This window comes from Ruegeria sp. YTSC192 (assembly GCF_059609705.1).
On record NZ_JBXWMG010000002.1, the window covers coordinates 273,163 to 297,473 of the forward strand.

Below are 24,311 nucleotides of genomic sequence, written 5' to 3' on the forward strand. Positions count from 1 at the left end.
CACGCTACCGAATGCTAGCGTGCAGAAAGGGCGCTGTCACGCCCTTGCACCGAAAATGCTGAAAATTGGCGCAGTTACGCGCGTCCCTTGAGGTGTTTGGCCAAGGCACCCGCATTTTTCTTGCGACGCCCCTTGTAAGGATTCTTATCACCTTGCCCGCGCAACGTCAGGCGGATCGGCGAACCGGGCATGTCAAAATCCTCACGCAGGCCGTTGACCAGATAGCGGGTATAGCTGGCGGGCATCTTGTCGGGGTGCGAACACATTACGACAAAGCCTGGTGGGCGCGTCTTCGCCTGGGTCATGTAGCGCAGCTTGATGCGGCGGCCTTGCGGGGCTGGCGGCGGGTGCTGTTCGAGCATGGCGGTCAACCAGCGGTTCAGCGCGGCGGTGGGCACCCGGCGGTTCCAGATATCATGCGCACGCAGGATGGCGGCGCGCAGACGCTCCAGCCCCCGACCCGTTTTGGCCGACACGGTGATCAGCGGCGCGCCCCGCAGTTGCGGCAGCAGCCGGTCGAAGGACTCCTTGAGTTCGCGCAGCTTCTCCTGCTTGTGTTCCTCAACGTCCCATTTATTGACGGCAACCACGACCGCACGGCCTTCCCGCTCGGCCAGATCGGCGATGCGCAGGTCTTGCTGCTCGAACGGAATGGCGGCATCCAGCAGGACGACAACCACTTCGGCGAATTTCACCGCACGCAGACCGTCCGAGACCGAGAGCTTTTCGAGCTTCTCCTGCACCTTGGCCTTTTTGCGCATCCCAGCCGTGTCGAAAATCCGCATCGGAGTGCTGTCGCCTTCCGGATCTGCCCAATCGACCCGAATACTGATCGCGTCACGGGTGATTCCGGCTTCGGGACCGGTCAAAAGACGGTCCTCGCCCATGATCTTGTTGATCAGGGTGGATTTACCCGCGTTCGGGCGACCGACAACAGCAACCTGCAAAGGCTTCGCGGCGGTGATCAGAGGGGTTTCGCCCTCTCCATCCTCGTCCAGCTCAATATCCACTACGGGGGCGTCGTCTTCGGCCTCTTCCTCAGCCGCATCCGCCAGAGGCATCAGCTGGGCGTAAAGGTCGGTCATCCCCTCGCCATGCTCGCCCGACAGGCGGACGGGTTCGCCAAGGCCAAGGTTATAGGCCTCAAGAACACCAGCGTCAGCGGCGGAACCTTCGGCCTTGTTGGCGGCCAAAATCACGTGTTTGGAACGTTTGCGCAGAATCTCGGCAAACATCTCGTCTGTCGGCGTCAGACCGGTGCGGGCGTCGATCATGAACAGGCAAACATCGGCCATATCCACCGCGCGCTCGGTCAGGCGGCGCATGCGGCCCTGAAGGCTGTCATCGGTCGCGTCCTCAAGACCCGCCGTGTCGATCACGGTGAACCGCAGATCGCCCAGCCGTCCTTCGCCCTCGCGCAGGTCGCGCGTCACGCCAGGCTGGTCGTCGACCAAGGCCAGACGTTTGCCCACAAGGCGGTTGAACAGAGTGGATTTGCCCACGTTCGGGCGGCCCACGATGGCGAGGGTCAGCGACATGATACTCAACTTTCAAGACTCAGACGCGCCCTTTAGCGCATCTTTCGGTCAACGGAAAGCGTGTAGATCACCTTTGGTCGACACGACATACAGTGTTTGCCCGGCAACGACTGGCGCGGTGGTCGCGCCTCCCGGAACTTCGACCTGATGCACCAGCACTCCGTTCACCGGGTTGAAGAACCGCAGGAACCCGTCATTCGAGGCGACTACAATGCGCCCTCCGGCCAGGATCGGGCCGTAGTGGGCGACGATAGGACCGCGGCGGTTTGGCTTGTCTTTGACAAAACCTGGCAGGTCCTGTGCCCAGATCACCGAACCGTCGGCGCTGTTCAAGCGCACCAGCTGGCTGCGGTCGCTGATCAGAAAGATGCTATTGCCTGCGGACCAGACAGTATCGACCGCGCCTTCATCCGCAGTCCAGCGACGCTCGCCGGTCCCCGCGTCAAACGCAACGGTACGGCCCGAATGGTTGCCGATGAAGATGGTATTCCCCACCACCATCGGACTGCCCGTCACATCGACAATCTGAGCTGTGGCGCGCCCACGACGCCCCCCTGCAACCGAGGCATTCCACCGGCTGATCCCGCCCCGTTTGAACGTTGCGGCGATATCCCCCGATCCAAAGGCAAAAACAGCCAGATCCGAGGTCACAACAGGCGCAGGCGCGCCCAGAACGTTACCGACGCTTGGGGTGCCGTCGATCTGCCATTGGATACGGCCATCCTTGGTGTCAACGGCCCAGCCGGTCTCATCCCCCGCCACGAGGTACAGTAACCCGTTGCTGACCAAGGGCGCACCGCTGCCGGTTGCATTCAGGCGTTTCTGCCAACGGATCGCGCCTGTCTTGGCATCCAGCGCGGTCAGACGTCCAAATCCGGAAGAGACATAGAGAACACCCTCCGAGTAGGCCATGCCGCCACCCGTGGCGTCCGAATCTCCGTCGGTTGCTGGAATCAGATTGGTGCTCCAGGCAACCTGCCCTTGCTGTGATACAGCCGAAACCGTCGCCCCCGCATCGAGCGTGTAAACCAGCCCACCCGCGACAACCGGATCGGCCGTAATCCGTTGCTTACGTGAATCACCATCCCCGATCGAGGCCGACCATACACGCTGAGGTGCAGCGCGTAGCGCCGCGTTCGAAGTGCGGAACGCTGCCGTGCCGGGGCTTTGCGGCCAGCTTGCATTGGCGCTTTGCGATGGCAGGCTAATCGATTGCGAGCCGGTTTTGGCAACCGTTTCAAGATCCGAGACGGGGCGGATATCCTCACGCTCACCCGGCAAGATCTTTTCGGGTTCTTCACAAGCGGCCAGAGCAGTCAGGGCCAGTACCGCAATCGGCAGTCCCACGCGAGAGAAAAGTCTTGTTACCATTTTAGTCCGAACTCGCCTGTCATTAACCTGTGTTCCGCCCGATCAGCCCTGCTGAGCGACCAATGGCTCGGGCTCAGCGCCCAGTGCAACAATCAATTGCGCCGCGCGCTGCTGCAGATCCACGCTGACCTCTGCATCCTGACGCAGCGCCTGCAACCGCTCCAACGCGGCGTCGACGTCGCCCTCAGCGATGTCAATCAGCGCCAGTTGCTCTTGCGCCAGCAGGCGCAACGGGGCGCCGGGTGCGGCCAGCGCCTCGAACTGTTGCTGACGATCTGCGGCAGGCATCGTGTCGGATTGAAGCAGCAGCGCCTTGAAGCTGGCAATGGCGCGGTAAATCTCGGGCAAATCGCCCTGAACGGCCACCGCATTCAAACTGTCGACCGCGTCCTGCCGGGAATCAGCATCCAGCTGCGAGGCGGACAGCAGCATGTTGCGCACAGCCTCACCGCCCGGCGACAACACGTCTACCTGCTCTAGGCCAGCCACACGCGCAGTCGTGTCGTTTTCTGCCAGCGCGGCCAGTATCTCGTCGCCCAGCTTCTGGGCCTGCGACGTATCCTGCGCCTTGCGGTATTCGTTGAACGCGGCCCCACCGACGATCAGCACAACGGCAGCAACACCGACCCAGCCCCAGCGCCGCAAAAGCAGATACAGCCGGTCGCGCCGCACCTCTTCCGTGACCTCATCAATGAAACTGTCGGTATCGCTCATACCTGCCCCCGGGCTGTGTATCCTGTTTTGGTGGGCCATGTCATACCCCGGCACCACGTCCAAGCCAAGGGCCGGTTTTTGCACATTTTCGCCGACTGTCTGCACCCTTGCGAAAAAAAATAAACCGAACTAATCAGTTTAGCGTAGAAATTATACAAACCGACGCCCATCTTTCATAATACCGGTCCGGTCCACGTGGGCATATTTTTCAAGGAGACCAGCTTTATGCGTCTGATTTCATTCATCAATGCCGCCTTGGTGATTGTCGCGCTGTACTTCCTTGTTTTTGAGCGTGACTCGCTTTTTGCCTTTGCTGGCCGAGGTGACGTCGAGGAAAGCAACCCGCCCGAGGCCGAAAGGGCCGCCGTTTCGCTGGCCGATGAAAATGCTGTGCGCGTGGTCGCCCTGCGCTCGGTCGCGCGTGAGATTGACAGCGCCGTCCTGCTGCGCGGCCAGACCAAAGCCAACCGACAGGTCGAAGTGCTGGCTGAGACGACCTCGACCGTGACCTCGGAGCCCAAACGCCGTGGTGCCTTTGTTGAGGCAGGCGATCTGCTGTGTGAACTTGATCCCGGCACCCGCCCCGCCGGTCTGGCCGAAGCCAAGGCAGGCAAGCTGGAGGCCGAAAGCCGCATCCCCGAGGCCGAGGCGCGCTTGGAAGAGGCACATGCCCTTGTGGCCGAGGCCGATATCAACCTGAAAGCGGCCCGCAAATTGTCCGAGACGGGTTTTGGCTCGGAAACCCGCCGCGTCTCCTCCGAGGCCGCGATGAGCACCGCCGAGGCTGGCATCAAATCCGCCGAGGCCGGGCTGGAGGCCACCCGCGCCGGCATCGAATCTGCAGCCGCCGAAGTTGAGGCCGCACAGCGTGAAATGGATCGGCTGACAATCACCGCTCCGTTTCAGGGCCTGCTGGAAAGCGACACCGCCGAATTGGGCAGCCTGATGCAGCCGGGGACGCTCTGCGCTACGATCATCCAGCTGAACCCGATCAAGCTGGTAGGTTTCGTGCCCGAGACCGAAGTTAACCGCGTTCAGGTCGGGGCGCTGGCCTCGGCCCAGCTGGTCACAGGTCGTCAGGTCGAAGGCCGCGTGACCTTCCTCAGCCGCTCGGCTGATGAGACGACCCGCACCTTCGAGGTCGAGATCACCGTGCCGAATGAAGACCTGACCATTCGCGATGGCCAGACAGCGACAATCCGTATCTCAGCCGAGGGGGCCAAGGCGCATCTGCTGCCGCAATCAGCCCTGACCCTCAGCAATGAGGGGCAGTTGGGCGTGCGCACCGTCGGCGCGGGCGATGTGGTCGATTTCATGCCGGTCCGCGTGTTGCGCGACACGGCCCAAGGTGTCTGGATCGACGGTCTGCCTGAAACCACCGATATCATCGTGGTCGGGCAGGAATTCGTCGTCAAAGGCGTCACCGTGAACCCGACCTATCAGGAGGTCACGCAATGACGGGTATCGTCAGTTGGGCCGCCGACCGGGCCCGCATGGTTCTGGCCTTCATTCTGATCTCACTGGTCATCGGCGGGTTCGCCTATGTCAATCTACCGAAAGAAGGCGAGCCGGATATCGAGGTCCCCGCCCTGTTCGTTTCGGTCGTCTTCCCCGGAATCTCGGCCGAGGATTCCGAGAACCTGCTGGTCAAACCGATGGAGACCGAACTGGCAGATCTGGACGGTCTCAAAGAGATGACCGCCACCGCCGCCGAAGGCTACGCTGGCCTGTTCCTTGAGTTCGAATTCGGCTGGGACAAGACCGCGATCACCGCCGATGTCCGCGACGCGATGAACAGCGCACAGGCCGAGTTCCCGGACGGTGCCGAACAATATTCGCTGAGCGAGCTGAACTTTTCCGAATTCCCCATCGTCATCGTCAACCTGACCGGCGCTGTGCCCGAACGGACCATGGCACGCATCGCCAAGGATTTGCAGGATGATATCGAAGCGCTGGATTCCGTGCTTGAGGCCGGGATCGCTGGCAACCGGGATGAACTGCTTGAGGTCATCATCGACCCTCTGCGCCTTGAGGCCTACAACGTCACCGCAAATGAGCTGATCACGGTTGTGCAAAACAACAACCAGTTGATCGCGGCGGGCGAAGTGGACAGCGCTCAGGGCGCCTTTTCGGTCAAGATCCCTTCGTCCTTCAAAACAGCGCAGGACGTGTATGGCCTGCCCATTAAGGTCAACGGCGACCGCGTCGTCACTCTGGGTGAGCTGGCCGAGATCAACTACACCTTCGAAGACCGAGAGGGCACAGCCCGGTTCGACAATGTGCCGACCGTTGCGTTGCAGGTGGTCAAACGCAAGGGCTTCAACCTGATCGACACGGTCGAGCAGGTCAAAGCCACAATTGCCGAAGCGCAGACCAAATGGCCGACCGAATTGCAGGCGGCGGTCGACGTGGGCACCTCGAACGACCAAAGCCGGATCGTTGGGTCCATGGTCAGCCAGTTGGAGGGCTCGGTCCTGACGGCGATTGCGCTGGTGATGATCGTCGTCCTGGCCTCGCTTGGGTCGCGGGCGGCGCTGTTGGTGGGCTTTGCTATCCCGACCTCGTTCCTGCTGTGCTTTGCCTTTCTTGCGGTCATGGGGGTCAGCATTTCGAACATCGTGATGTTCGGTCTGATCCTGGCCGTCGGTATGCTGGTGGATGGCGCGATCGTTGTGGTCGAATACGCCGACAAACGCATCAAAGAGGGCGTCGGCCCGATGCATGCCTATGTCGAAGCAGCCCAGCGCATGTTCTGGCCCATCGTCTCCTCCACGGCTACGACCCTCTGTGCCTTCCTGCCGATGCTGTTCTGGCCCGGTATTCCGGGTGAGTTCATGGGCATGCTGCCTGTCACGCTGATCTTTGTTCTCTCCGCGTCGCTGATCGTGGCCCTGATCTATCTGCCGGTTATGGGCGGTGTCTCGGGCCGGTTAAGCCGTGTGTTCGACCGCACCTCGGACTGGTTGCGCGGTCGTACACCTTGGTGGCTGCGCGCTGTACTGGTACCCCCATCATTCTATCTGGTTTTCCTGGGTGCGATGCAGGTGCTGAACCCCTCGTATTTGGTCGAGGGTGGTGGATCGCTCCTTGGGGCCGTACTGATGGTCCTCGGAGCTTTCGCCGGATCGGTCACACTGGGCGCAGCACGGGTCGAACGCAAACCCGAAACCAAGGTTCATACGGCGAAGGAGCACACGCCCTTCGGCTATGTCATCAAGTTCCTCGTGGGCAATCCGGTGATGCCGATTGTCTCGATTGCTGCCATTGTCATGGCTGTGATGACGGTGATTTCAGTGTTCGGCGAAAACAACCGGGGCGTTGAATTCTTCGTCGAAAGCGAGCCGGAACAGGCTACCGCCTACGTCCGCGCGCGGGGCAATCTTTCGTTGGTGGAAAAAGACGCCATGGTGCTGGCCGCCGAACAGGTGATTGCCGCGCACCCGGCCGTGATCAACGTCTTCTCGTTTGCGGGCGAAGGCGGGCTAACGCAGAACAATGGTGGCGCGCAAGACCCGGCAGACACGGTTGGACGCGTCCAGTTCGAAATCATCCCATGGGAAGACCGCCCCAACGTCTCGGAGCCCATTCTGGGCGGGCTGTTTGATCGGCATTTCATCGCCCCCGAATATGATGGTGACTATGTTCTGGAAGAACTCAACACCCAACTGGCCGAGCTGCCCGGTTTCGAGGTCGAGATTCTGGCGCTGGAGCAAGGCCCCGCCTCGGCCAAGCCCGTGCATCTGCGGATCAAGGGCGACGGGTGGGAGCCGCTGACTACTGCTACTGTCGCCGCCCGAGAGGTTTTCGACACGACACCCGGCCTGATCAAGATCGAAGACACCCTGCCCCTGCCCGGCATCGACTGGCAGATCGACGTTGACGTCGCCAAAGCAGGCCGATTTGGCGCCGATGTGGCCACTGTTGGGGCCATGGTGCAGCTGGTCACGCGCGGCATCCTTCTGGGCGAAATGCGCCCCGACACCACGGATGAAGAGATCGAGATCCGCGTCCGCCTGCCCGAAGAAGACCGTGTCCTGTCAACGCTGGACACGCTGAAGGTACGCACGGCAGACGGCCTCGTACCCCTGTCCAACTTTGTCACCCGCCAGCCGGTCGCCAAACTGGCCGAAATCAACCGTGTTGATCAGGAACGCTATTTTGACGTCAAAGCCGATGTTGAGGCTGGTCTTAGCAAAGCAGTGGTTGATGGACCCGACGGTGGCGAAAAGCGCCTGGCCATTCTGCGCTCGGTTGCGGATGGGGCTGATCCGTCTTCAACCGCGATCACAGCGCCCAATGGCAAGCAGTACGATCTAGTTCAACTGACCGGGGCCGAGACGACCGAAGAGCTGCGCACCGCCGTTGAAAATGGCGAGGCCAGCATCGCGCCGATCAATCCCAATGAACGTATCGCCGTGCTGACCGAATGGCTCAACTCCAACCCGTTCGACCCTTCGATCACATGGGAATGGACCGGCGATCAGGAAGAACAGGCCGAAAGCCAGGCCTTCCTGTCCAGCGCTTTTCTGGCGGCCCTGGGGCTGATGTTCGTGATCCTGCTGGCGCAGTTCAACAGCTTCTACAACTCGGTTCTGGTTTTGTTGGCGGTCGTCCTGTCCACGACCGGCGTTCTAATCGGGATGCTGGTGATGGAGCAGCCCTTCTCGATCATCATGACCGGTACGGGAATCGTCGCTCTGGCAGGGATTGTTGTGAACAACAATATCGTTCTGATCGACACCTATCAGGAATACAGCCGCTACATGCCACGGATCGACGCGATTGTGCGCACGGCTGAGGCCCGGATTCGCCCCGTTCTGCTGACAACGCTGACCACAATGGCCGGTCTGACGCCGATGATGTTTGGCCTGTCGCTGGACTTCATCAATGGCGGCTACACGATCGACAGCCCCACGGCACTGTGGTGGAAACAGCTGGCGACCGCCGTGGTCTTTGGCCTCGGCATCGCCACCGTGCTGACCTTGATCGTGACGCCATCGATGCTGGCACTGCGCGTCTGGGTGACAACCTACGCTATCTGGCTGGGAAAACTTCTGGCGCGGGTCACAGCAGGCCGGTCCAGCCAGATCGCGCAGGACATGGCCATCGGCCAAAGCGCACGGGCCGCTCAAGCGACCGAGATCGTCTGGGACGAGCAGCCGTCAGCCAGACCTTCTGAGGACAGGGCGGATCATCCGGACACGCCACCCGGATCTCCGCTAAAGGCAGCAGAGTAAACGCAAAGGGCTGGGATCTTCCCGGCCCTTTTTTATGCCGCCTGAGTGTCGGCCTGCTGGCGGCTCCACAATTGGGCATAACGGCCTTCGCGCGCCAACAGCGCATCATGGGTGCCCTGTTCGATGATCTCACCGCTTTCCAGAACCACAATCTGGTCGGCCTCGGCGATCGTGCTCAGACGGTGCGCGATGGTGATCACGGTTCGCCCTTCGCCTGCACGGGCCAAGGCATCCTTGATCTCCTGCTCTGTATCGGTGTCGAGGGCCGAGGTCGCCTCATCCAACAGAAGGATGGGGGGATTTTTCAGCAGCGTCCGCGCAATGCCGACGCGTTGCTTTTCACCACCTGACAGCTTCAGGCCACGTTCCCCCACCTTGGTGTCATAGCCTTCGGGCAGAGAAGCGATGAAATCGTGGATCTGCGCTGCACGTGCGGCCTCTTCCACATCGACCTGCGTTGCGCCGTCGCGGCCATAGGCAATGTTGTAGCGGATGGTGTCGTTGAACAGCACCGTGTCTTGCGGCACAACGCCGATGGCCGCATGCAGGCTGGTCTGAGCCACATCCCGCACGTCCTGACCATCAATCTTCAACGCCCCGCCGGTCACGTCGTAGAACCGGAACAACAAGCGCCCGATGGTGGATTTCCCGGACCCCGTCGCGCCAACAATGGCAACGGTCTGCCCCGCAGGCGCCGTAAGCGACACCCCTTTCAGGATTTCACGATCCGGGTCATAGCCAAAGCGCACATCTTGCAGGGTCACCTCGCCTCCATTGACCTTCAGGTCCGGAGCGTCGGGCTTGTCCGTCACCTCGGCGGGCTGCTCAAGCAGATCGAACATCTGGCCCATATCGACCAGCGCCTGCCGGATCTCGCGATACACGGTGCCCAGAAAGTTCAAAGGCACAGTGATCTGGATCATGTAGGCGTTCACCATGACGAAATCACCGACCGTGAGCGCGCCATTCTGGACCCCGATCGCGGCCAGAACCATCACCCCGATCAGGCCGCAGGTGATCAGGAAGGATTGCCCGAAATTCAGGAAGGCCAGCGAATAGGCGGTTTTCAAGGCCGCCCCCGCATAGGCCTTCATCGACACGTCATACCGGTTCGCTTCACGCTGTTCGGCGTTGAAATACTTGACGGTTTCGAAATTCAGAAGGCTGTCGATGGCGCGCTGGTTCGCCTCGGTATCCTGATCATTCATCTCGCGGCGCAGCTTTACGCGCCATTCGGTGACGGCAAAGGTAAACCAGATGTAAAGCGCGATGGTGACAGCCACGACGACCAGATACCAGACATCGAACAGCCACATCAGGATGATAGCGACCAGCAGCAGCTCTAGGATCAGCGGCCCGATGGAAAACAGCAGGAATCGCAAAAGGAACTCGACCCCTTTGACCCCGCGTTCGATGATCCGGCTGAGGCCGCCGGTCCGCCGACCCACGTGATAGCGCATGGAAAGCTGATGGATATGCTGAAAGGTTTCCAGCGCGAGTGCGCGCAAAGCCCTCTGCCCCACCGGAGCAAAGGCTGCATCGCGCAATTGCTGAAAGCCCACGGTCATCATCCGGGCAACGCCATAGGCCACCGTCAGCCCCACCGCGCCAAGGGCTAAAGGAGGCACGCCCTCGCCCGCCAAACCATCCACCGCGCCTTTGTAGAGAATCGGCGTATAGACAGCGATCAGCTTGGCCAACACCAGCATCGCCATGGCAATCACAACGCGACGCTTCACCCATGGCTCATCATCGGGCCACATATAGGGCGCGACCTTGCGGATCGTCCGCCGGCCCGAGCGGCGCTCGTCAATTCCGGCCAGTTCTTCGGATGTCATGGGGGGCATACGTCGCACTACCTGCCTTGTGTGAAATGCAATATGGGCCCCGGCCCGAGAAAGGCCAGTGCCCTAGCTTATTCAGGAATGGTGAACACCTGCCCCGGGAAAATCAGGTCCGGGTCGCGGATCAGCTCGCGATTGGCATCAAACAGGCGGACATACAGCACGCCGTCTCCGAACCGCTCACGCGAGATGGCCCACAGGGTGTCGCCAGCCTGAACCGTAACCGACCGTATCGACGCCGAGGTTTCTTGCGGTTGCTCCGAGTTCTGCGCCTCGGCCGCCTGCAACACCTCAACGGGTTCGCGTTTAAAGGGCGTTTCGACCCGGCTGAGGACCGTGCCGTCGGAATGCACCTCGTCCACCCGCAGGGTGTAGACACCGGGATCGATCCCTTCGAGGTCTCCCCGCCAGTTGCCATTTTCTTGCGGGACAACATCGGCCACCAGACGGTTGTTCAGATAAATCCGTACAGCAGACCCTTCGTTCAAACGGCCCGTCAGTTGCACATCCCCGGTGTCGGAATAGCCGATCGTGTCCAGCTCAACCTGCTTGGGGGCAGAGTTCTCTTCGGATGGGGATTGCACCAGCTCTACCCCATCCTCGCCTGAACGCAGGATAGCAACCTGTTGATTTTCAGCAGGGGTTTCGGTTGCGTCTTCCGGGGCCGGTTCAGCCTCAACGACGTCCTCTTTTGTATCCGCATCAGTGTCTTGGTTTTCGGCACCGGCATCTGCAGTTTCTGTACTGGTTTCCTCGGTTTCCTCACCCGCGTCTGCGGTTTCTGACGGCTGCTCCGGGTCAACGGATGCCACAATCGCATCTTCCGCCTCAGGCTTGGGATCTTCAGCAACTTCCAGTCCCGAGGGCGTTTCCTCGGCCACAGGCGCTGGTTTCTCGGGGGTGGGTTCCGGCAGGGCCGCGATCAGATAGTCATCGGATTGAACAGTTTTACCCCCATCCGTCGATTGCAGAACAAGGCCGCGTGGATCATCACTGAATGGAACGGCAACAAACTCGGCGAACTCGCCCGTTTCATCGACGGAAAACTGATGCACGACCTCGCCGTTCAGAACCACGTCAATGTCGCTGCCCGGCTCTGCCTCACCCGACAACAATGCGCTGCCGTCCGGCGACACGAAAATCTGGTCCAAAGCCGGAGGCATCGCGGGTTCAGCCTCGACCGCGACCTCTTCGGGCTGGGATTGGGGTTCTTCGGCTACGGGTTCCTCAACCTCAGCCTCAGCGCTCGCTTCTTCTGGTGCGGGTGCGAGGTCTTGCGAGGCCTCTTCTTCGGGTTCAGCCTCAGGCGCAGGGGTCTCCGCTGCAACCTCAACCTGGTCCTGCACAGGTTCCGGGCTGCTGGAAAACACACCTGACAAATACAGACCACCGGCCCCAAGAATTGCTACAAGGCCGACAAGCAGCCCCCAGATGAAGCTGCCCGAGCTTCCGCCTTCCGATGTGCCGTTCATTCTTTCCCTTTCATTCCGCCGCGAAACTGATGTGAGTGACTCGTTTTCCGGCGGACAGTTGAGCCAACCTATCAATCTCGCTATCAGGGGTCAAAACGTCTGAAACAAGCCCGGAGCGTACCTGTCATGTCCCAGAAATCCGTCTGTGTGTATTGCGGGTCACGCAATGGCACCAATCCAGCCTATTCTGACGCCGCCAAGCAGTTGGGAACCGCACTGGCGCAGGAGGGCTGGCGACTGGTTTACGGGGCCGGAGATGTGGGCCTGATGGGCGAAGTTGCGCGCGCCACGCAATCTGCCGGGGGTGAGACATTCGGCGTCATCCCGGTACATCTGGTCCAGCGCGAGGTCGGCAAAAGCGATTTGACGCATTACGTGATCACCGAGACGATGCACGAGCGCAAGAAAGTCATGATCATGAATGCCGATGCCGTCGTGGTACTGCCCGGAGGGCCGGGATCACTGGACGAGCTGTTCGAGGCCCTGACATGGCGGCAGCTGGGCCTGCACGACAAGCCGATTGTGGTGATGAACGTAGGGGGCTACTGGGACAAGCTCCGCGCCCTTCTGGAACAGGTGATCGAACAGGGCTTTGCCGACCAGTCCCTGTCAGGTTTCGTGACCTGGGTCGAGGATGCGGACGCGGCCATCGCAGCTTTGCGCTAGGCAGAAACGTGGGCGGCCAAGGCCGCCCGTTTTCATTCAAGCCAGACGTGGCGCAGGGCGAAGGCGCTGTTTCAGCACCTGTTCGACCTTGTGAAGCGGATGGTTGGTCAGGGTTTTGTCCACCTCGGCCACGACCTTGGCCAGAACCTCACTGTGCAGCCTGCGCCGCAGCAGCCCCAGAACATGGGGGCTGGCCACTAGAACAAGCCTGTGGAATTTGCCTTTCAAACCCTTGCGGTTCAGAAGATTGGCAAGGTCCTGCACGAACAGCGATTTCGCATGGGATTTCCAGTCCGGTTCCTCAACCGCCGATTTCTGGTTCGGTCCCGGATCAGACCGACGCCCAGCCTTGTCGGTGGGGCGGTCCTGGGCCACTTGCTCCTCAACCGAAACGACAACCAGATTGGGGTCTTCGGCATCGGTGATGTTCTCGACGAACAATGCCTTTTCCCCATCCGCGATAACAACCCAGGTTCCCTGTTCAAGTGCAGCCATTATGCTCTCCCATAGTGGTTTCCATGGCTATCCCTCTTGTATTGGGCACAAATTCTTTGCGTCGCGGCCAGAGTGTTCTGGCGCGATGTTTGCCTGTGCTTCCAATGGGTGCGGTTCTCTCCCTCCGCTATATTTACTTAAGCACTGGCGGACCCGGTACAATCCCGTCTCATACCGAAACTTGACGCATCGGCGCGTTTTCACCTGCGCTTCATGTTCGAGGAGATCGCGGACCTAGTGGATGCCTGTAGTCAAACCCCGCATCAGCCATCGCTGCAGCCCGATCACCACCACAGCCGGCGGCAGCAGCGCCAAAAGCGCCAGAACCATACCCGCCGTGCCACCAAAGCCCGAATAGGCCATGCCGCGCACCAAAGTGTCATGGTCCTGACTGGTGGTGGTGATCATGATCGGCCAGACATATTGGTTCCACCCCAGTACAAACAGGATCGCGAACACTGCCGCGATCATTGGCAGCGACAGAGGCACAATGATGTCAACCAACACACGCAGCGGCCCGGCGCCGTCCATCCGGGCGGCCTCTATCACCTCATTAGGGATCTGGCGCATGTATTGGCGGAAGACCAGCACGCCCAGCCCGCTGGCCGTGATCGGCAGGATCATTCCGGCGTAGGTATTGAGCAGCCCAAGATCACTGGCAACGGCAAAGGTCGGCAATATCCGGGTTTCGATCGGAAAGAACATCGCGATCAGGATCACGCCGTAGATCAATCCGCTACAGGGCAGTCGAAAGAAAACCAGCGCATAGGCGGCCATCATCGACATCACGCTTTTCAAGATCGCAACGCCCAAGGCCAGAACCAGCGAATTCCACATCATCGCCCCTGCCCCAATGCCAGCGCTGCTGAGGCCGCCCTGCCAGACCCGCTGAACCAAGGCCCAAAGTTCGGGCAGATCGAGGGCCGTGAGCAACTGCCAAAGCAACAGGCCGACCGGCCCGCACATCAAGACAACACCCGCCAGAAGGATCACGTGATCGAAGAAATGGTTTCCACGCAAGCTTGGGGTCCAATCGTCAAAAGTGCGGTTTGCCAGATGGCTACAGCAGGACTGTCACGGTTGACGCGGCCTCGCAAGGCTTCCAGCGCGGATTGACCATCCGCGTCACCCCAAACGAAAAAGACCTGCCAGCGTCTCCGCCAGCAGGCCCTTGGCCCCAAACGGGACACTCAGATCACATGCGCGATGCGACGTTTTCCCAGTTCACCAGATTATCGAGGAAGTTCGACAGGTAAGCCGGACGCTTGTTGCGGAAGTCGATGTAGTAGGAGTGCTCCCACACGTCGCAACCCAGCAGAGCAGTCTGACCAAAGCACAGCGGGTTCACGCCGTTTTCGGTTTTGGTCACGGCCAGCGAGCCGTCCGCGTTCTTGACCAACCATGCCCAGCCCGAGCCGAACTGACCGGCGCCAGCCGCGCTGAACTGCGACTTGAATTCGTCAACCGAGCCGAAGCTCTCGGTCAGCGCTTTTTCCAGCTCACCGGGCATGGCGTTGCCGTCCGGCCCCATCATCTCCCAGAACTGGTTGTGGTTCCACAGCTGGCTGATGTTGTTGAAGATACCGTTCTGCGCAACGGCGTTTGCGTCGTAGGTGCCTACGATGATCTCTTCCAGCGACTTGCCGTCCCACTCGGTGCCGGCGATCAGCTTGTTGCCGTTGTCGACATAGGCTTTGTGGTGCAGATCGTGGTGATATTCCAGCGTTTCGGCGGACATGCCCTTGGCTGCCAGCGCGTCATGTGCATAAGGAAGATCAGGAAGTTCAAAAGCCATGTCGGCCCCCTGTAAAATAAAAGTTGCGGTTCCCAACGGTTAAATGCTTTGGCAACCGCCGCAGGTCAAGGGGCGAGACAATAAAACCCGGAGGTCCGCGATGCTGACACAGGCGCGCAAGATGTTTTACCGCGCCCGCGGATACTATGCGGGGAACCTGAATGGTCAGGCCTTTCGCCTCGATCCCTACCATTCCAAATTCTGGCGCAAAGCCTCGGCCGGAGATTGGGAGCCTGAGACCTTCGCCGTTCTCGATCAGTTCCTGTCCCCGGAAAACGACTATCTGGATATCGGCGCGTGGATCGGGCCGACTGTCCTTTATGGTGCGCGCAAAGCCCGCCAAGTGTTTTGCTTTGAACCCGACCCGACCGCGTTTCGTCACCTGGCCTGGAACCTGGACCTGAACGATATCCGCAATGTCTCGGCCTTCGGGGTCGCTCTGTCGGATCAGTTCGGAGTGGCCCGCATGGCCTCAACCCGAGGAGAGCCGGGCGATTCCACCAGCTCCCTTTTGCATGACGCGGCGCATGGGACGGATGCTTTGACAATCGCATGGGATCAGTTTGAGGCGGCAAACGATCTGTCGGCGGTCTCGCTGGTAAAAATGGATATCGAAGGGGCCGAGTTCTTTGTTCTGCCGACGCTTCTGGACTGGCTGAAACAGAAACGCCCCGCACTGTTTCTGTCCTTGCATGCGCCGCTTCTGAGTGACACTGACCGTCAATCCCGCGTGGCGGGTCTTTTGGAAAGCTTGAAGTTCTACGGGCAAATCCGCGACGAACACAACCGACCGATCAAGAAGGAAACGCTTGTGACACCGGACGCGTTGAGCCGCTATCAAACCATTCTATTGCACGTCTGAGAGGTCGTCAGAAGGCGAGCAACTGCAAAATACGGAAACGGGACCCCTTGTTGGGAGCCCGCAGTCGCTCGAAGCAAAAACGGACTAGAAAAACCGCCAGTATAAGTCCTTTGACCGCAATACTGGTAAATCAGCGGAGTGCAGCACTAGCGGCTGCTGATCTCGCACTTTCCGTGACCGCTGGGCCGGTTATCATATCCGTGCACAGTCGCACTGATCCGCATCTGCGCTTTCTTTGGATCGATGGTCGCGCTCCAAGATGCGAGGGTTGTCGCGGCGGAGCGTGCGGGGATACCCGAGATTTTCCATTTAATCCTAATGTTGCCATTGTTTAGTTTAGAATAGCTCGCAGGTATGGGCTCATCATACGCACGCTGGATGTAACCGTCCAAAACGAACGCTGTTTTCTCATCTTCGTCCACGATCACGATCACACGTTCGGCGATCCAACCGAGATGAGCTTCTATATTGTTAGGAGAACAATCATAGATCGTTTCAGAGGCCTTTGCGGCGCCCGAAAAGGCAACAAGTCCAGCGCAAATAAGTGATGAAAATTTAAACATTATTCAACTCCTGTTTGCGCGCATGAAACAAGAAAGAGATCCGAGGTACAACCCGAATCTCTTTAACTTTTCAATGATCTGCAGACAGGATACAAACGGAGAACCGTGGAAAATCGCCCGATTCTTTAGTAAACTCCGACCTCACTGCCCGGTTGCGCCGCAACCTTGAGCAGTTTGAAGACGTAATCCGCAGCCGAACGGAAGCAGACGACGCGGAAGGTCTGGGCGTCATCCATCCAGAAGGCACCGGCCACCTGCGCCAGGCGCGAGCGGCGGATCTGGCCGGGTTGAAACGCATCATGCGACAGATCGATCGGAGCAAGCTTGCCCAAAACCTCGCGCGCGCTGGCGCCCGAGATGCTGAACACCGCGCGGGCATCCGAGACATTGACGGCCAAAGCATGCGTGCCGCTCAGCGCGTTGGTCATCGCGGCCAGTTTGGCCTCGACCTCGGCATAAGGCACCATCACCAGCAGTTCATCGGGTGACATCCAGCACACACCGGTGTCACCTTTGACCAGCGCCTCGCGCTGAGCCGGGATCTTCTGCCCGGTGGCGTCCTTGACGGCCTTGGCCAGCACCTTATCTGACAGATCCCCCCGCAGGGTGATCATGCCCTGAAGGCCGCATTCCGCGATCTTAGCGATACCGTCATAGCTGACGTGATTGAGTGCGCTGATGGGTTCAGACATTCTGCTTCTCCCCGTCCTTGTCGAAGAAGATCGGATCGACGATCTTGGCTTTGTAGGTTTTGCCATCGGTTCCCGGGAACTCGACAATCTCGCCCATGCGGTCCGGTCCGTGCTTGATCAGACCCATGGCGATGCCTTTGCCCAGATTGGCCGAGTAGTAGGTCGAGGTGACGCGCCCGATCATGTTGCGCTGACCGTTGGCATTTACGCCTTCGCCCACCGCATAGGCACCGTCCGGCAGAACCGATCCATCCACAGTCTCAAGACCGACCAGTTTCCAACGTTCAGGATCGGCCATGTGACTGCGCGAATGAGCACGTTTGCCAAGATAATCCTCTTTCTTCTTCGACAGCGCCCAGTGCAGCCCCAGATCCTGCGGGATCACGGTGCCGTCGGTCTCGTCGCCGATCATGATAAAGCCCTTCTCGGCCCGCAGAATGTGCAGACATTCGGTGCCGTAAGGCATCACGCCGAACTCTTTGCCCGCGTCATACAGCGCATCCCAGAACGCCTGACCCTGCGACGCAGGTACGGCAATTTCATAGGACAGCTCACCCGAGAATGAAATGCGATAGGCGCGGCAATCGAAACCGCCAATCTTGCCATCACGCCATTCCATGAACGGCAGCGCTTCGCGGCTAACATCCATGCCACCGAGCTTCTCCAGCACCTTGCGGGCGTTGGGGCCAACCACGGCGACTTGCGCGTATTGCTCAGTCACGTTGGCGACGTAGACTTTCCAGTCCCACCATTCGGTCTGCAGCCACTCTTCCATATGACCATGGATACGTTCGGCCCCGCCGGTGGTGGTGTGGCACAGCCATGTGTCCTCGTCGATGCGGGCAACAACACCGTCATCGATCAGGAAGCCGTTCTCGGAACACATCAGGCCATAGCGGCATTTGCCGACCTTCAGCGTAGACATCATGTTGGTATACATCATGTCCAGGAACTTGCCCGCATTGGGGCCTTTGACGATCAGTTTACCCAATGTCGAGGCATCCAGCAGGCCGAGGTTTTCGCGGGTGTTCTTCACCTCACGATTGACCGCGTCATGCACGGATTCACCGGGACGGACATAGGCATAGGTCCGGCGCCAGTGGCCGACCGGCTCCCAGTCTGCTCCGTTCTGGTCGTGCCAGTTATGCATCGGAGTCTGACGGATCGGTTGGAACACCTCACCACGTGCCTCACCGCCAATCGACGCCATCGAGATGGGCGTATAGGGCGGACGGAATGTGGTGGTGCCGACCTTTGGGATCTCTGAATCCAGCGCATCAGCAAGGATCGCCAAGCCGTTGATGTTGCTCAACTTACCCTGATCGGTCGCCATACCCAGCGTGGTATAGCGCTTGGTATGTTCGACGCTTTCGTAACCTTCGCGCGCCGCCAGCTGAACGTCCGAGACCTTCACGTCGTTCTGGAAGTCCAGCCACGATTTCATGCGCAGCTGGATGTCGGCATTGGCAGGCATCAGCCAGACAGCAGCCATCGGAGCCTCTGATGTCGTTTCGCCCTTGGGCGCTTCTGCAGTCTTCGGCGTGAACCCGGCGCCATTGGCCGCGGCCTCGCCTGCGGTTTGCGCATCCACCAAAACGTCACCCAGCGCCAGCGGACCGTTTGACGAGCCTGCTGCGACCACAAAGCCTTCGCCATTGACACCCAGCGGAGGACGCTCGGGGTCGGGGCGGAAATGGGCGTTTGCTTCGTCCCAGATCAGCTTACCACCGCAATGCGACCACATGTGCACGACCGGAGACCAGCCGCCCGACATGGCCACTGCATCACATTCGACCTCTTCCCGCGCACCGCCGATGCCGTCCTGGTTGCACAGCGCAACTTTTTTGACGCGCTTGCCGCCCTTGACCTTGGCAACCGCCTTGCCGGGATCGACACGGATGCCCAGCTGACGCGCCTCTTCAGCCAGAGGTCCGGCGCTTGCGCGGGCATCAACCACGCGCAGAACATCCACACCGGCTTTCTTGAGGGTAATCGCGGTGCGATAGGCATCGTCGTTGTTGGTCGCAACGATCACGCGGTCGCCGGGGGTCACGCCCCAGTTCACCACATAATCCCGCATGGCCGAGGCCAGCATCACGCCCGGAACATCGTTGCCCGCGAAAGACAGCGGACGCTCAATCGCGCCGGTGGCTGTCACGACCTGTTTGGCGCGGATGCGCCACAGGCGGTGACGCGGACCTTGCACGCCCGGAGTATGGTCTGTCAGGCGCTCGTAACCCAATACGTAGCCGTGATCATAGACCCCTGCCCCCATGCAGCGATTGCGCAGGGTGACGTTGTCCATTGTTTCGAGTTCGGAAACCAATTGTTCCACGAACTTATCCACAGGCTCACCGTCGATGGTGCCGCCATCAACCGGAGCACGACCACCCCAATGTGCGGTCTGCTCGATCAGCATGACCTTGGCACCGGATGCGGCAGCCGCTTTGGCTGCCTGAAGACCGGCAACACCGCCACCGATCACCAGTACATCAGTGAAGTGGTAGAAATGCTCGTAGGTGTCTGCGTCACGGTTGTCCTTGTCGGGCGCTTTGCCCAGACCGGCGGACTGACGGATGAACGGTTCGTAAACGTGTTTCCAGAATGGCTTCGGATGGATGAACATCTTGTAATAGAAGCCAGCCGGCAGAAAGCGCGACAGATGGGTGTTGATCGACCCGATGTCGAACTCGAGGTTCGGCCAGTGGTTCTGGGACACGGATGTCAGGCCGTTGAACAGCTCGGTCGTGGTGGCGCGCTGGTTCGGTTCAAACCGGTTGCCTTCGCCCAGACCGACCAGAGCGTTCGGCTCTTCCGCGCCACTGGCGACGACGCCACGCGGACGGTGATACTTGAACGACCGGCCCATCATCATCTGGTCATTGGCCAGCAGGGCGGATGCAAGCGTGTCACCTTCATAGCCCTGCATCGAGGTGCCGTTGAAGGTAAAGGTAACCTGTTTCGACCGGTCAATCAGCCGGCCTTGATTTGCGAGACGGGTGCTCATGTTGCGGACCTTTCGCAGGTGGAGGCGTCGGAGCCTCCGGCGGGAGTATTTTCGAAAAGATGAAGCATCAGGAGAGTTCTCTCCATGTCCAGCCGGGACGCCTGGCGGTGATGGCGTCCTTGATCTCTTGCGGTGGCTCTGAGGTCTGGGCGGTGTAGGTGCCGAAGACTTCGAGCGTTTGTGTGCAGCGCGCGGCGTGGAACCACTTGCCGCAGCCATTGGCATGGCGCCAGCGTTCGAAATGAACGCCCTTGGGGTTTTCGCGCATGAACAGGTAGTCGTGGAATTCGTCATCCGACGAGCCGGGGCCAAAGCGCTTCAGGTGCGCTTCGCCACCAGCCGCCAGTTCGGTTTCTTCTGCGTCCACGCCGCAATAGGGGCAATTCAGGATCAGCATATGGTCATCCTTTTGTCGGTCGGTCGGCACTTGGGCCGACCAGAATTCTGTATTGTGGGCACCTCGGGCAGAGCCCTTAGTGCGCCACCCCGGCGGCGACGCTTTCGTCGATGAAGCGGCCCTCGCGGAAGCGGTCCAGCGAGAATGCCTCGGTCAGCGGTGAATGACCTGTGGCCATCAGCTGTGCCATACCCCAGCCCGAGCCCGGAATGGCCTTGAAGCCGCCGGTGCCCCAACCTGCGTTGATGAAACAGCCCTGCAGCGGCGTTTTCGACAGAATCGGAGACCGGTCGCCGGTCATATCCACAATCCCGCCCCACTGACGCAGCATTTTCAGGCGCGAGATCATCGGGAAGGTTTCGACCAATGCCCGTACGGTTTCTTCGATATGGTGGAAGCTGCCGCGCTGGGTGAAGTTGTTGAACCCGTCGGTACCGCCGCCGATCACCATCTCGCCCTTGTCGGATTGCGACATGTAGCCGTGCACGGTGTTGGCCATCACGACCACATCCATGCAGGGTTTGATCGGCTCGGACACCAGAGCCTGCAAGGCAACGGCTTCCAATGGCAGGCGGAAGCCCGCCATCTCGGCCAGCTGACCGGAATGACCCGCAACCACGACCCCCAGCTTATCACAATCGATCGCGCCCTTGGTGGTATCAACACCGACAACGCGGCCGTTGTCCTGGCGCACGCCGGTGACTTCGCATTTCTGAATGATATCCATGCCCATCGCCGAACAGGCGCGCGCATAGCCCCATGCCACGGCATCGTGACGCGCGGTGCCGCCGCGTTCCTGCCAAAGGCCACCCAGAACCGGATAGCGCGGACCGTCCAGATTGATGATCGGTACCAGCTCTTTCACGCGTTCGGGCCCGATCCACTCGGTTTTCACGCCTTGCAGTGCGTTGGCATGCGCCGTGCGCTGATAGCCGCGAATCTCGTGCTGCGTCTGCGCCAGCATGATCACGCCGCGCGGGCTGAACATGATATTGTAGTTCAGATCCTGGCTCAGGTCCTCATAGAGGCCCCGCGCCTTTTCATAGAGCGCCGCCGAAGGATCCTGCAGGTAGTTCGACCGGATGATGGTCGTGTTCCGGCCCGTGTTCCCGCCGCCCAGCCATCCTTTTTCGATGATGGCGACATTCTGGATGCCGTAATTCTTTCCCAGGTAATAGGCGGTCGCCAGACCATGCCCCCCGGCACCGACGATGATGACGTCGTATTTTTTCTTTGGCTCGGGCGAGCGCCAGGCGCGCTCCCATCCGGTGTGATAGCGCAACGCTTCGCGCGCGACAGCAAAGGCTGAATAGTGTTTCATAAGCGAATCCATCCGGTTCGGTGATTGGCGCATGTATGCCGTTTCGACCGGGTATACCCACGCCGGTCAACGTCGCAATATAGCACTATTGCGACATGTAGAACATTCGCGGCCATTTGTCCCTTTTTTTAGGCCGCCCGCAGGTCTAAGTCAGGACGGAAATTCAGGAGAGAGCATGACGTTCTGGGTCATTTCATGTCTGATCGCACTGCTTGTCGCTGGGTTCCTCAGCTACACGCTTTTGCTTGGCCGTCGCGCGGACGAACCAACCGCAGCCTACGATCTGCGCGTCTACCGCGAGCAACTGACCAGCGTTGACCGCGATCTGGCCCGGGGAGTTATCGGCGAAGCCGATGCCGAAAGGGTCCGCACCGAGGTTTCGCGTCGCATTCTGGCAGCGGATGCACAGATGCAAGGCGACCGGTCTGCATCCGGCCCATCGCGCGCGATTTCCGTCGCCACCATCGCGATCGTAATGCTGGTCGTGATCGGCGGCGCGCTGGCGATGTATAGTCGAACCGGTGCCGTCGGCCTGCCCGACCAACCCCTGACCGCACGGCTGGCACTGGCCGAGGAGGTTCGCACGAACCGACCGGCGCAAGTAGACGCCGAAGCCCTCGCCACCCAGCCACAGCCACGACAGCTTGAAGAAAGCTACGCAACGCTGCTGCAGCAACTGCGAGACACGGTTGCGGCCCGACCGAATGACCTGCAAGGACATATCCTGCTGACACAACACGAAGCCAACGCAGGAAATTTCAAGGCTGCCTATGCCGCGCAGCTGCGCGTTGTTGAGCTTTCGGGTCAGGCCGCAACTGCCAATGATTACTCGGATCTGGCCGAAAAGATGATCCTTGCGGCAGGTGGCTATGTCTCACCCGAGGCCGAACAGGCGCTGGCCGCCGCGTTAGAGCGCGATCCCCGGCACGGTCCGGCACGTTACTATTGGGGGCAGATGCTGGCTCAGATCGGGCGCCCCGACCTTGCCTATCGCGTCTGGATCGAGGCCGCGCAGAACGCGCCGGCAGGCGCACCCTGGGCCGATGCCATTCGCGCCCAACTGGACGAGCTTGCCTTCCGCGCGGGCGTCTTCAACGGCCCCGATCCCAGCACATTGGGCCAGCCCGGTCCAAGTCAGGACGATGTCGCCGCTGCGGCCGAGCTGACCCCGGAAGAACGGCAAGAGATGATACAGGGCATGGTCGACGGTCTGTCTGATCGTCTGGCGACCGAGGGCGGCGCGCCTCAAGACTGGGCGCGCCTGATCGCAGCGCTTGGCGTATTGGGTCAGGCCCAGCGCGCGATCGACATCCGCAATGAGGCCGAGACTGTCTTTGCCGACAACCCCGAGGCGCTTGAGATGATCGACGCTGCCGCACTGCAAGCTGGAATTGCCCAATGATCCACGACGATCTTGAAGATTTTGCCGCGACCCTGTCGCCCATGACGGCGCTGATGGGGTTGGATTTGGGTGAAAAGACCATTGGCGTGGCGGTCTCGGACCGGATGCGCGGGGTGGCCAGCCCTCTGGAGACCGTGCGCCGAAAGAAATTCACCCTCGATTCCGCACGCTTGCTTGAGCTGATCAAGGATCGCGAGATTGGCGGCATCATCCTCGGGCTGCCGAAAAACATGGACGGATCTGAGGGGCCGCGCTGCCAATCTACACGCGCCTTTGCCCGAAACATGACCCGCCTGACCGACTGCTCCATCGGCTTTTGGGACGAACGTCTAAGCACAGTTGCGGCAGAAAAGGCACTGTTGGAGGCGGATACGACACGAAAACGTCGCGGACAGGTTATTGATCACGTCGCCGCCGGGTATATCTTGCAAGGAGCGCTGGACAGACTGCGCTTTTTGTAACGGGTCGGAGACGACGAATGACGAACATGGTTTGGCAGCGCGACGAGGTCGAAAGCCCCTGTGTCAGAATCTGTGTTGTTCACCCGACAGAACAGATTTGCACCGGCTGTTATCGCACCCTTGATGAGATCGCGCGCTGGTCCCGTATGGACAGCAGCGAACGCGCCGAGATCATGGAGGCGCTGCCCACCCGCAAACCGCGCCTCGCCAAACGGCGTGGCGGACGTTCGGCCCGGCTGAAAGGCTGATCGATCGGCCCATCAGGCTGCATTCACGCTCTGCCTTGCTGCGCCTGCCTCATGACCGGCCGCAAGCTCATCCCTGAACGGCTCAGCACATTCGGACCAGCTGGTTCTTGGATGTTTGACGGGCTTTCCATCGTGCTGTCGCACGATCACGGGCTGCGCCTGAACGCGCAAGTTTGAAATCGACGATCTAGAACCTTTGAGAGGCATGGAGGACCACCCCAAAATG

Annotated in this window: 20 protein-coding genes; 7 read left to right on the forward strand and 13 right to left on the reverse strand. The window is 60.2% G+C overall.

Annotation, left to right across the window (positions count from 1 at the left end):
• Window positions 1–74 precede the first annotated feature (74 nt).
• From der to AC2FD8_RS04655, 3 genes are read right to left on the reverse strand one after another with little or no spacing between them, the layout of a single operon-like run.
• A complete protein-coding gene (gene der, locus AC2FD8_RS04645; protein WP_496854261.1) occupies window positions 75–1,538 on the reverse strand; it encodes a ribosome biogenesis GTPase Der in 1,464 nt (487 codons plus the stop codon).
• Window positions 1,539–1,586: 48 nt separating this feature from the next.
• The gene (locus AC2FD8_RS04650; RefSeq protein ID WP_496854262.1) at window positions 1,587–2,909 is read right to left on the reverse strand and encodes a PQQ-like beta-propeller repeat protein; all 1,323 of its coding nucleotides are present in this window, start codon (window positions 2,907–2,909) and stop codon (window positions 1,587–1,589) included.
• Window positions 2,910–2,951: 42 nt separating this feature from the next.
• Entirely contained in the window at window positions 2,952–3,623 is a 672-nt protein-coding gene (locus AC2FD8_RS04655) for a hypothetical protein (RefSeq protein WP_496854263.1), read from the reverse strand.
• 225 nt (window positions 3,624–3,848) lie between these two features.
• Between AC2FD8_RS04655 and AC2FD8_RS04660 the strand changes: the two genes are divergently transcribed.
• On the forward strand, window positions 3,849–5,081 hold the full coding sequence (locus AC2FD8_RS04660) for an efflux RND transporter periplasmic adaptor subunit (protein WP_496854264.1): 1,233 nt from the start codon (window positions 3,849–3,851) through the stop codon (window positions 5,079–5,081).
• Window positions 5,078–8,860 carry an efflux RND transporter permease subunit gene (locus tag AC2FD8_RS04665; protein ID WP_496854265.1) on the forward strand — a complete coding sequence of 1,261 codons (3,783 nt, stop codon included), beginning with the start codon at window positions 5,078–5,080 and terminating at the stop codon, window positions 8,858–8,860. Before AC2FD8_RS04660 ends, AC2FD8_RS04665 begins: the two co-directional genes overlap by 4 nt.
• A 32-nt stretch (window positions 8,861–8,892) precedes the next feature.
• Here the strand turns inward: AC2FD8_RS04665 and AC2FD8_RS04670 are convergent, their stop codons facing one another.
• Together AC2FD8_RS04670 and AC2FD8_RS04675 are read right to left on the reverse strand one after the other, a co-directional pair.
• Complete coding sequence (locus tag AC2FD8_RS04670) at window positions 8,893–10,698, reverse strand: ABCB family ABC transporter ATP-binding protein/permease (RefSeq protein WP_496854266.1); 1,806 nt, start codon at window positions 10,696–10,698, stop codon at window positions 8,893–8,895.
• Window positions 10,699–10,775: 77 nt separating this feature from the next.
• Window positions 10,776–12,176, reverse strand: a complete 1,401-nt coding sequence (locus tag AC2FD8_RS04675) for a LysM peptidoglycan-binding domain-containing protein (RefSeq protein WP_496854267.1) — start codon at window positions 12,174–12,176, stop codon at window positions 10,776–10,778.
• Between the two features lie 126 nt (window positions 12,177–12,302).
• On the opposite strand from AC2FD8_RS04675, the gene AC2FD8_RS04680 reads away from it, so the two are divergent.
• The gene (locus AC2FD8_RS04680) at window positions 12,303–12,842 is read left to right on the forward strand and encodes an LOG family protein (protein WP_496854268.1); all 540 of its coding nucleotides are present in this window, start codon (window positions 12,303–12,305) and stop codon (window positions 12,840–12,842) included.
• 36 nt (window positions 12,843–12,878) lie between these two features.
• Here AC2FD8_RS04680 and AC2FD8_RS04685 read toward each other — a convergent pair whose 3' ends face one another.
• The 3 genes from AC2FD8_RS04685 to AC2FD8_RS04695 form a co-directional block, all read right to left on the reverse strand.
• Entirely contained in the window at window positions 12,879–13,337 is a 459-nt protein-coding gene (locus AC2FD8_RS04685) for a baeRF12 domain-containing protein (RefSeq protein ID WP_496854269.1), read from the reverse strand.
• Window positions 13,338–13,571: 234 nt separating this feature from the next.
• On the reverse strand, window positions 13,572–14,357 hold the full coding sequence (locus AC2FD8_RS04690; protein ID WP_496854270.1) for an ABC transporter permease subunit: 786 nt from the start codon (window positions 14,355–14,357) through the stop codon (window positions 13,572–13,574).
• Between the two features lie 175 nt (window positions 14,358–14,532).
• Window positions 14,533–15,132: a superoxide dismutase gene (locus AC2FD8_RS04695; RefSeq protein ID WP_480469397.1), complete on the reverse strand. Its 600-nt coding sequence runs from the start codon at window positions 15,130–15,132 to the stop codon at window positions 14,533–14,535.
• Between the two features lie 100 nt (window positions 15,133–15,232).
• Here AC2FD8_RS04695 and AC2FD8_RS04700 point away from each other — a divergent pair, with 100 nt between their 5' ends.
• A complete protein-coding gene (locus AC2FD8_RS04700) occupies window positions 15,233–15,994 on the forward strand; it encodes an FkbM family methyltransferase (protein WP_496854271.1) in 762 nt (253 codons plus the stop codon).
• A gap of 146 nt (window positions 15,995–16,140) precedes the next feature.
• On the opposite strand, the gene AC2FD8_RS04705 is transcribed toward AC2FD8_RS04700, so the two are convergent.
• From AC2FD8_RS04705 to AC2FD8_RS04725, 5 genes are all read right to left on the reverse strand, one after another.
• Window positions 16,141–16,557, reverse strand: coding sequence for a hypothetical protein (locus AC2FD8_RS04705; RefSeq protein WP_496854272.1), 417 nt, complete (start codon window positions 16,555–16,557; stop codon window positions 16,141–16,143).
• A gap of 125 nt (window positions 16,558–16,682) precedes the next feature.
• Window positions 16,683–17,249, reverse strand: a complete 567-nt coding sequence (locus AC2FD8_RS04710) for a sarcosine oxidase subunit gamma (RefSeq protein WP_496854273.1) — start codon at window positions 17,247–17,249, stop codon at window positions 16,683–16,685.
• Window positions 17,242–20,256 (reverse strand): sarcosine oxidase subunit alpha family protein, encoded by a 3,015-nt coding sequence (locus tag AC2FD8_RS04715; RefSeq protein WP_496854274.1) that lies wholly within the window; start codon window positions 20,254–20,256, stop codon window positions 17,242–17,244. Before AC2FD8_RS04715 ends, AC2FD8_RS04710 begins: the two co-directional genes overlap by 8 nt.
• Before the next feature lie 67 nt (window positions 20,257–20,323).
• Complete coding sequence (locus AC2FD8_RS04720; protein ID WP_496854275.1) at window positions 20,324–20,653, reverse strand: sarcosine oxidase subunit delta; 330 nt, start codon at window positions 20,651–20,653, stop codon at window positions 20,324–20,326.
• Window positions 20,654–20,729: 76 nt separating this feature from the next.
• A complete protein-coding gene (locus AC2FD8_RS04725; RefSeq protein WP_496854276.1) occupies window positions 20,730–21,974 on the reverse strand; it encodes a sarcosine oxidase subunit beta family protein in 1,245 nt (414 codons plus the stop codon).
• Between the two features lie 175 nt (window positions 21,975–22,149).
• Between AC2FD8_RS04725 and ccmI the strand changes: the two genes are divergently transcribed.
• Genes ccmI through AC2FD8_RS04740 form a run of 3 tightly spaced genes read left to right on the forward strand, consistent with a single transcriptional unit; the run spans window position 22,150 to window position 24,085 of the window.
• Window positions 22,150–23,376 (forward strand): c-type cytochrome biogenesis protein CcmI, encoded by a 1,227-nt coding sequence (gene ccmI, locus AC2FD8_RS04730; protein WP_496854277.1) that lies wholly within the window; start codon window positions 22,150–22,152, stop codon window positions 23,374–23,376.
• Window positions 23,373–23,837 carry a Holliday junction resolvase RuvX gene (ruvX, locus tag AC2FD8_RS04735; RefSeq protein ID WP_496854278.1) on the forward strand — a complete coding sequence of 155 codons (465 nt, stop codon included), beginning with the start codon at window positions 23,373–23,375 and terminating at the stop codon, window positions 23,835–23,837. The genes ccmI and ruvX overlap by 4 nt, the downstream gene beginning before the upstream one ends.
• Window positions 23,838–23,854: 17 nt before the next feature.
• Window positions 23,855–24,085 (forward strand): DUF1289 domain-containing protein, encoded by a 231-nt coding sequence (locus AC2FD8_RS04740; protein WP_496854279.1) that lies wholly within the window; start codon window positions 23,855–23,857, stop codon window positions 24,083–24,085.
• The last annotated feature ends 226 nt before the right edge of the window (window positions 24,086–24,311 follow it).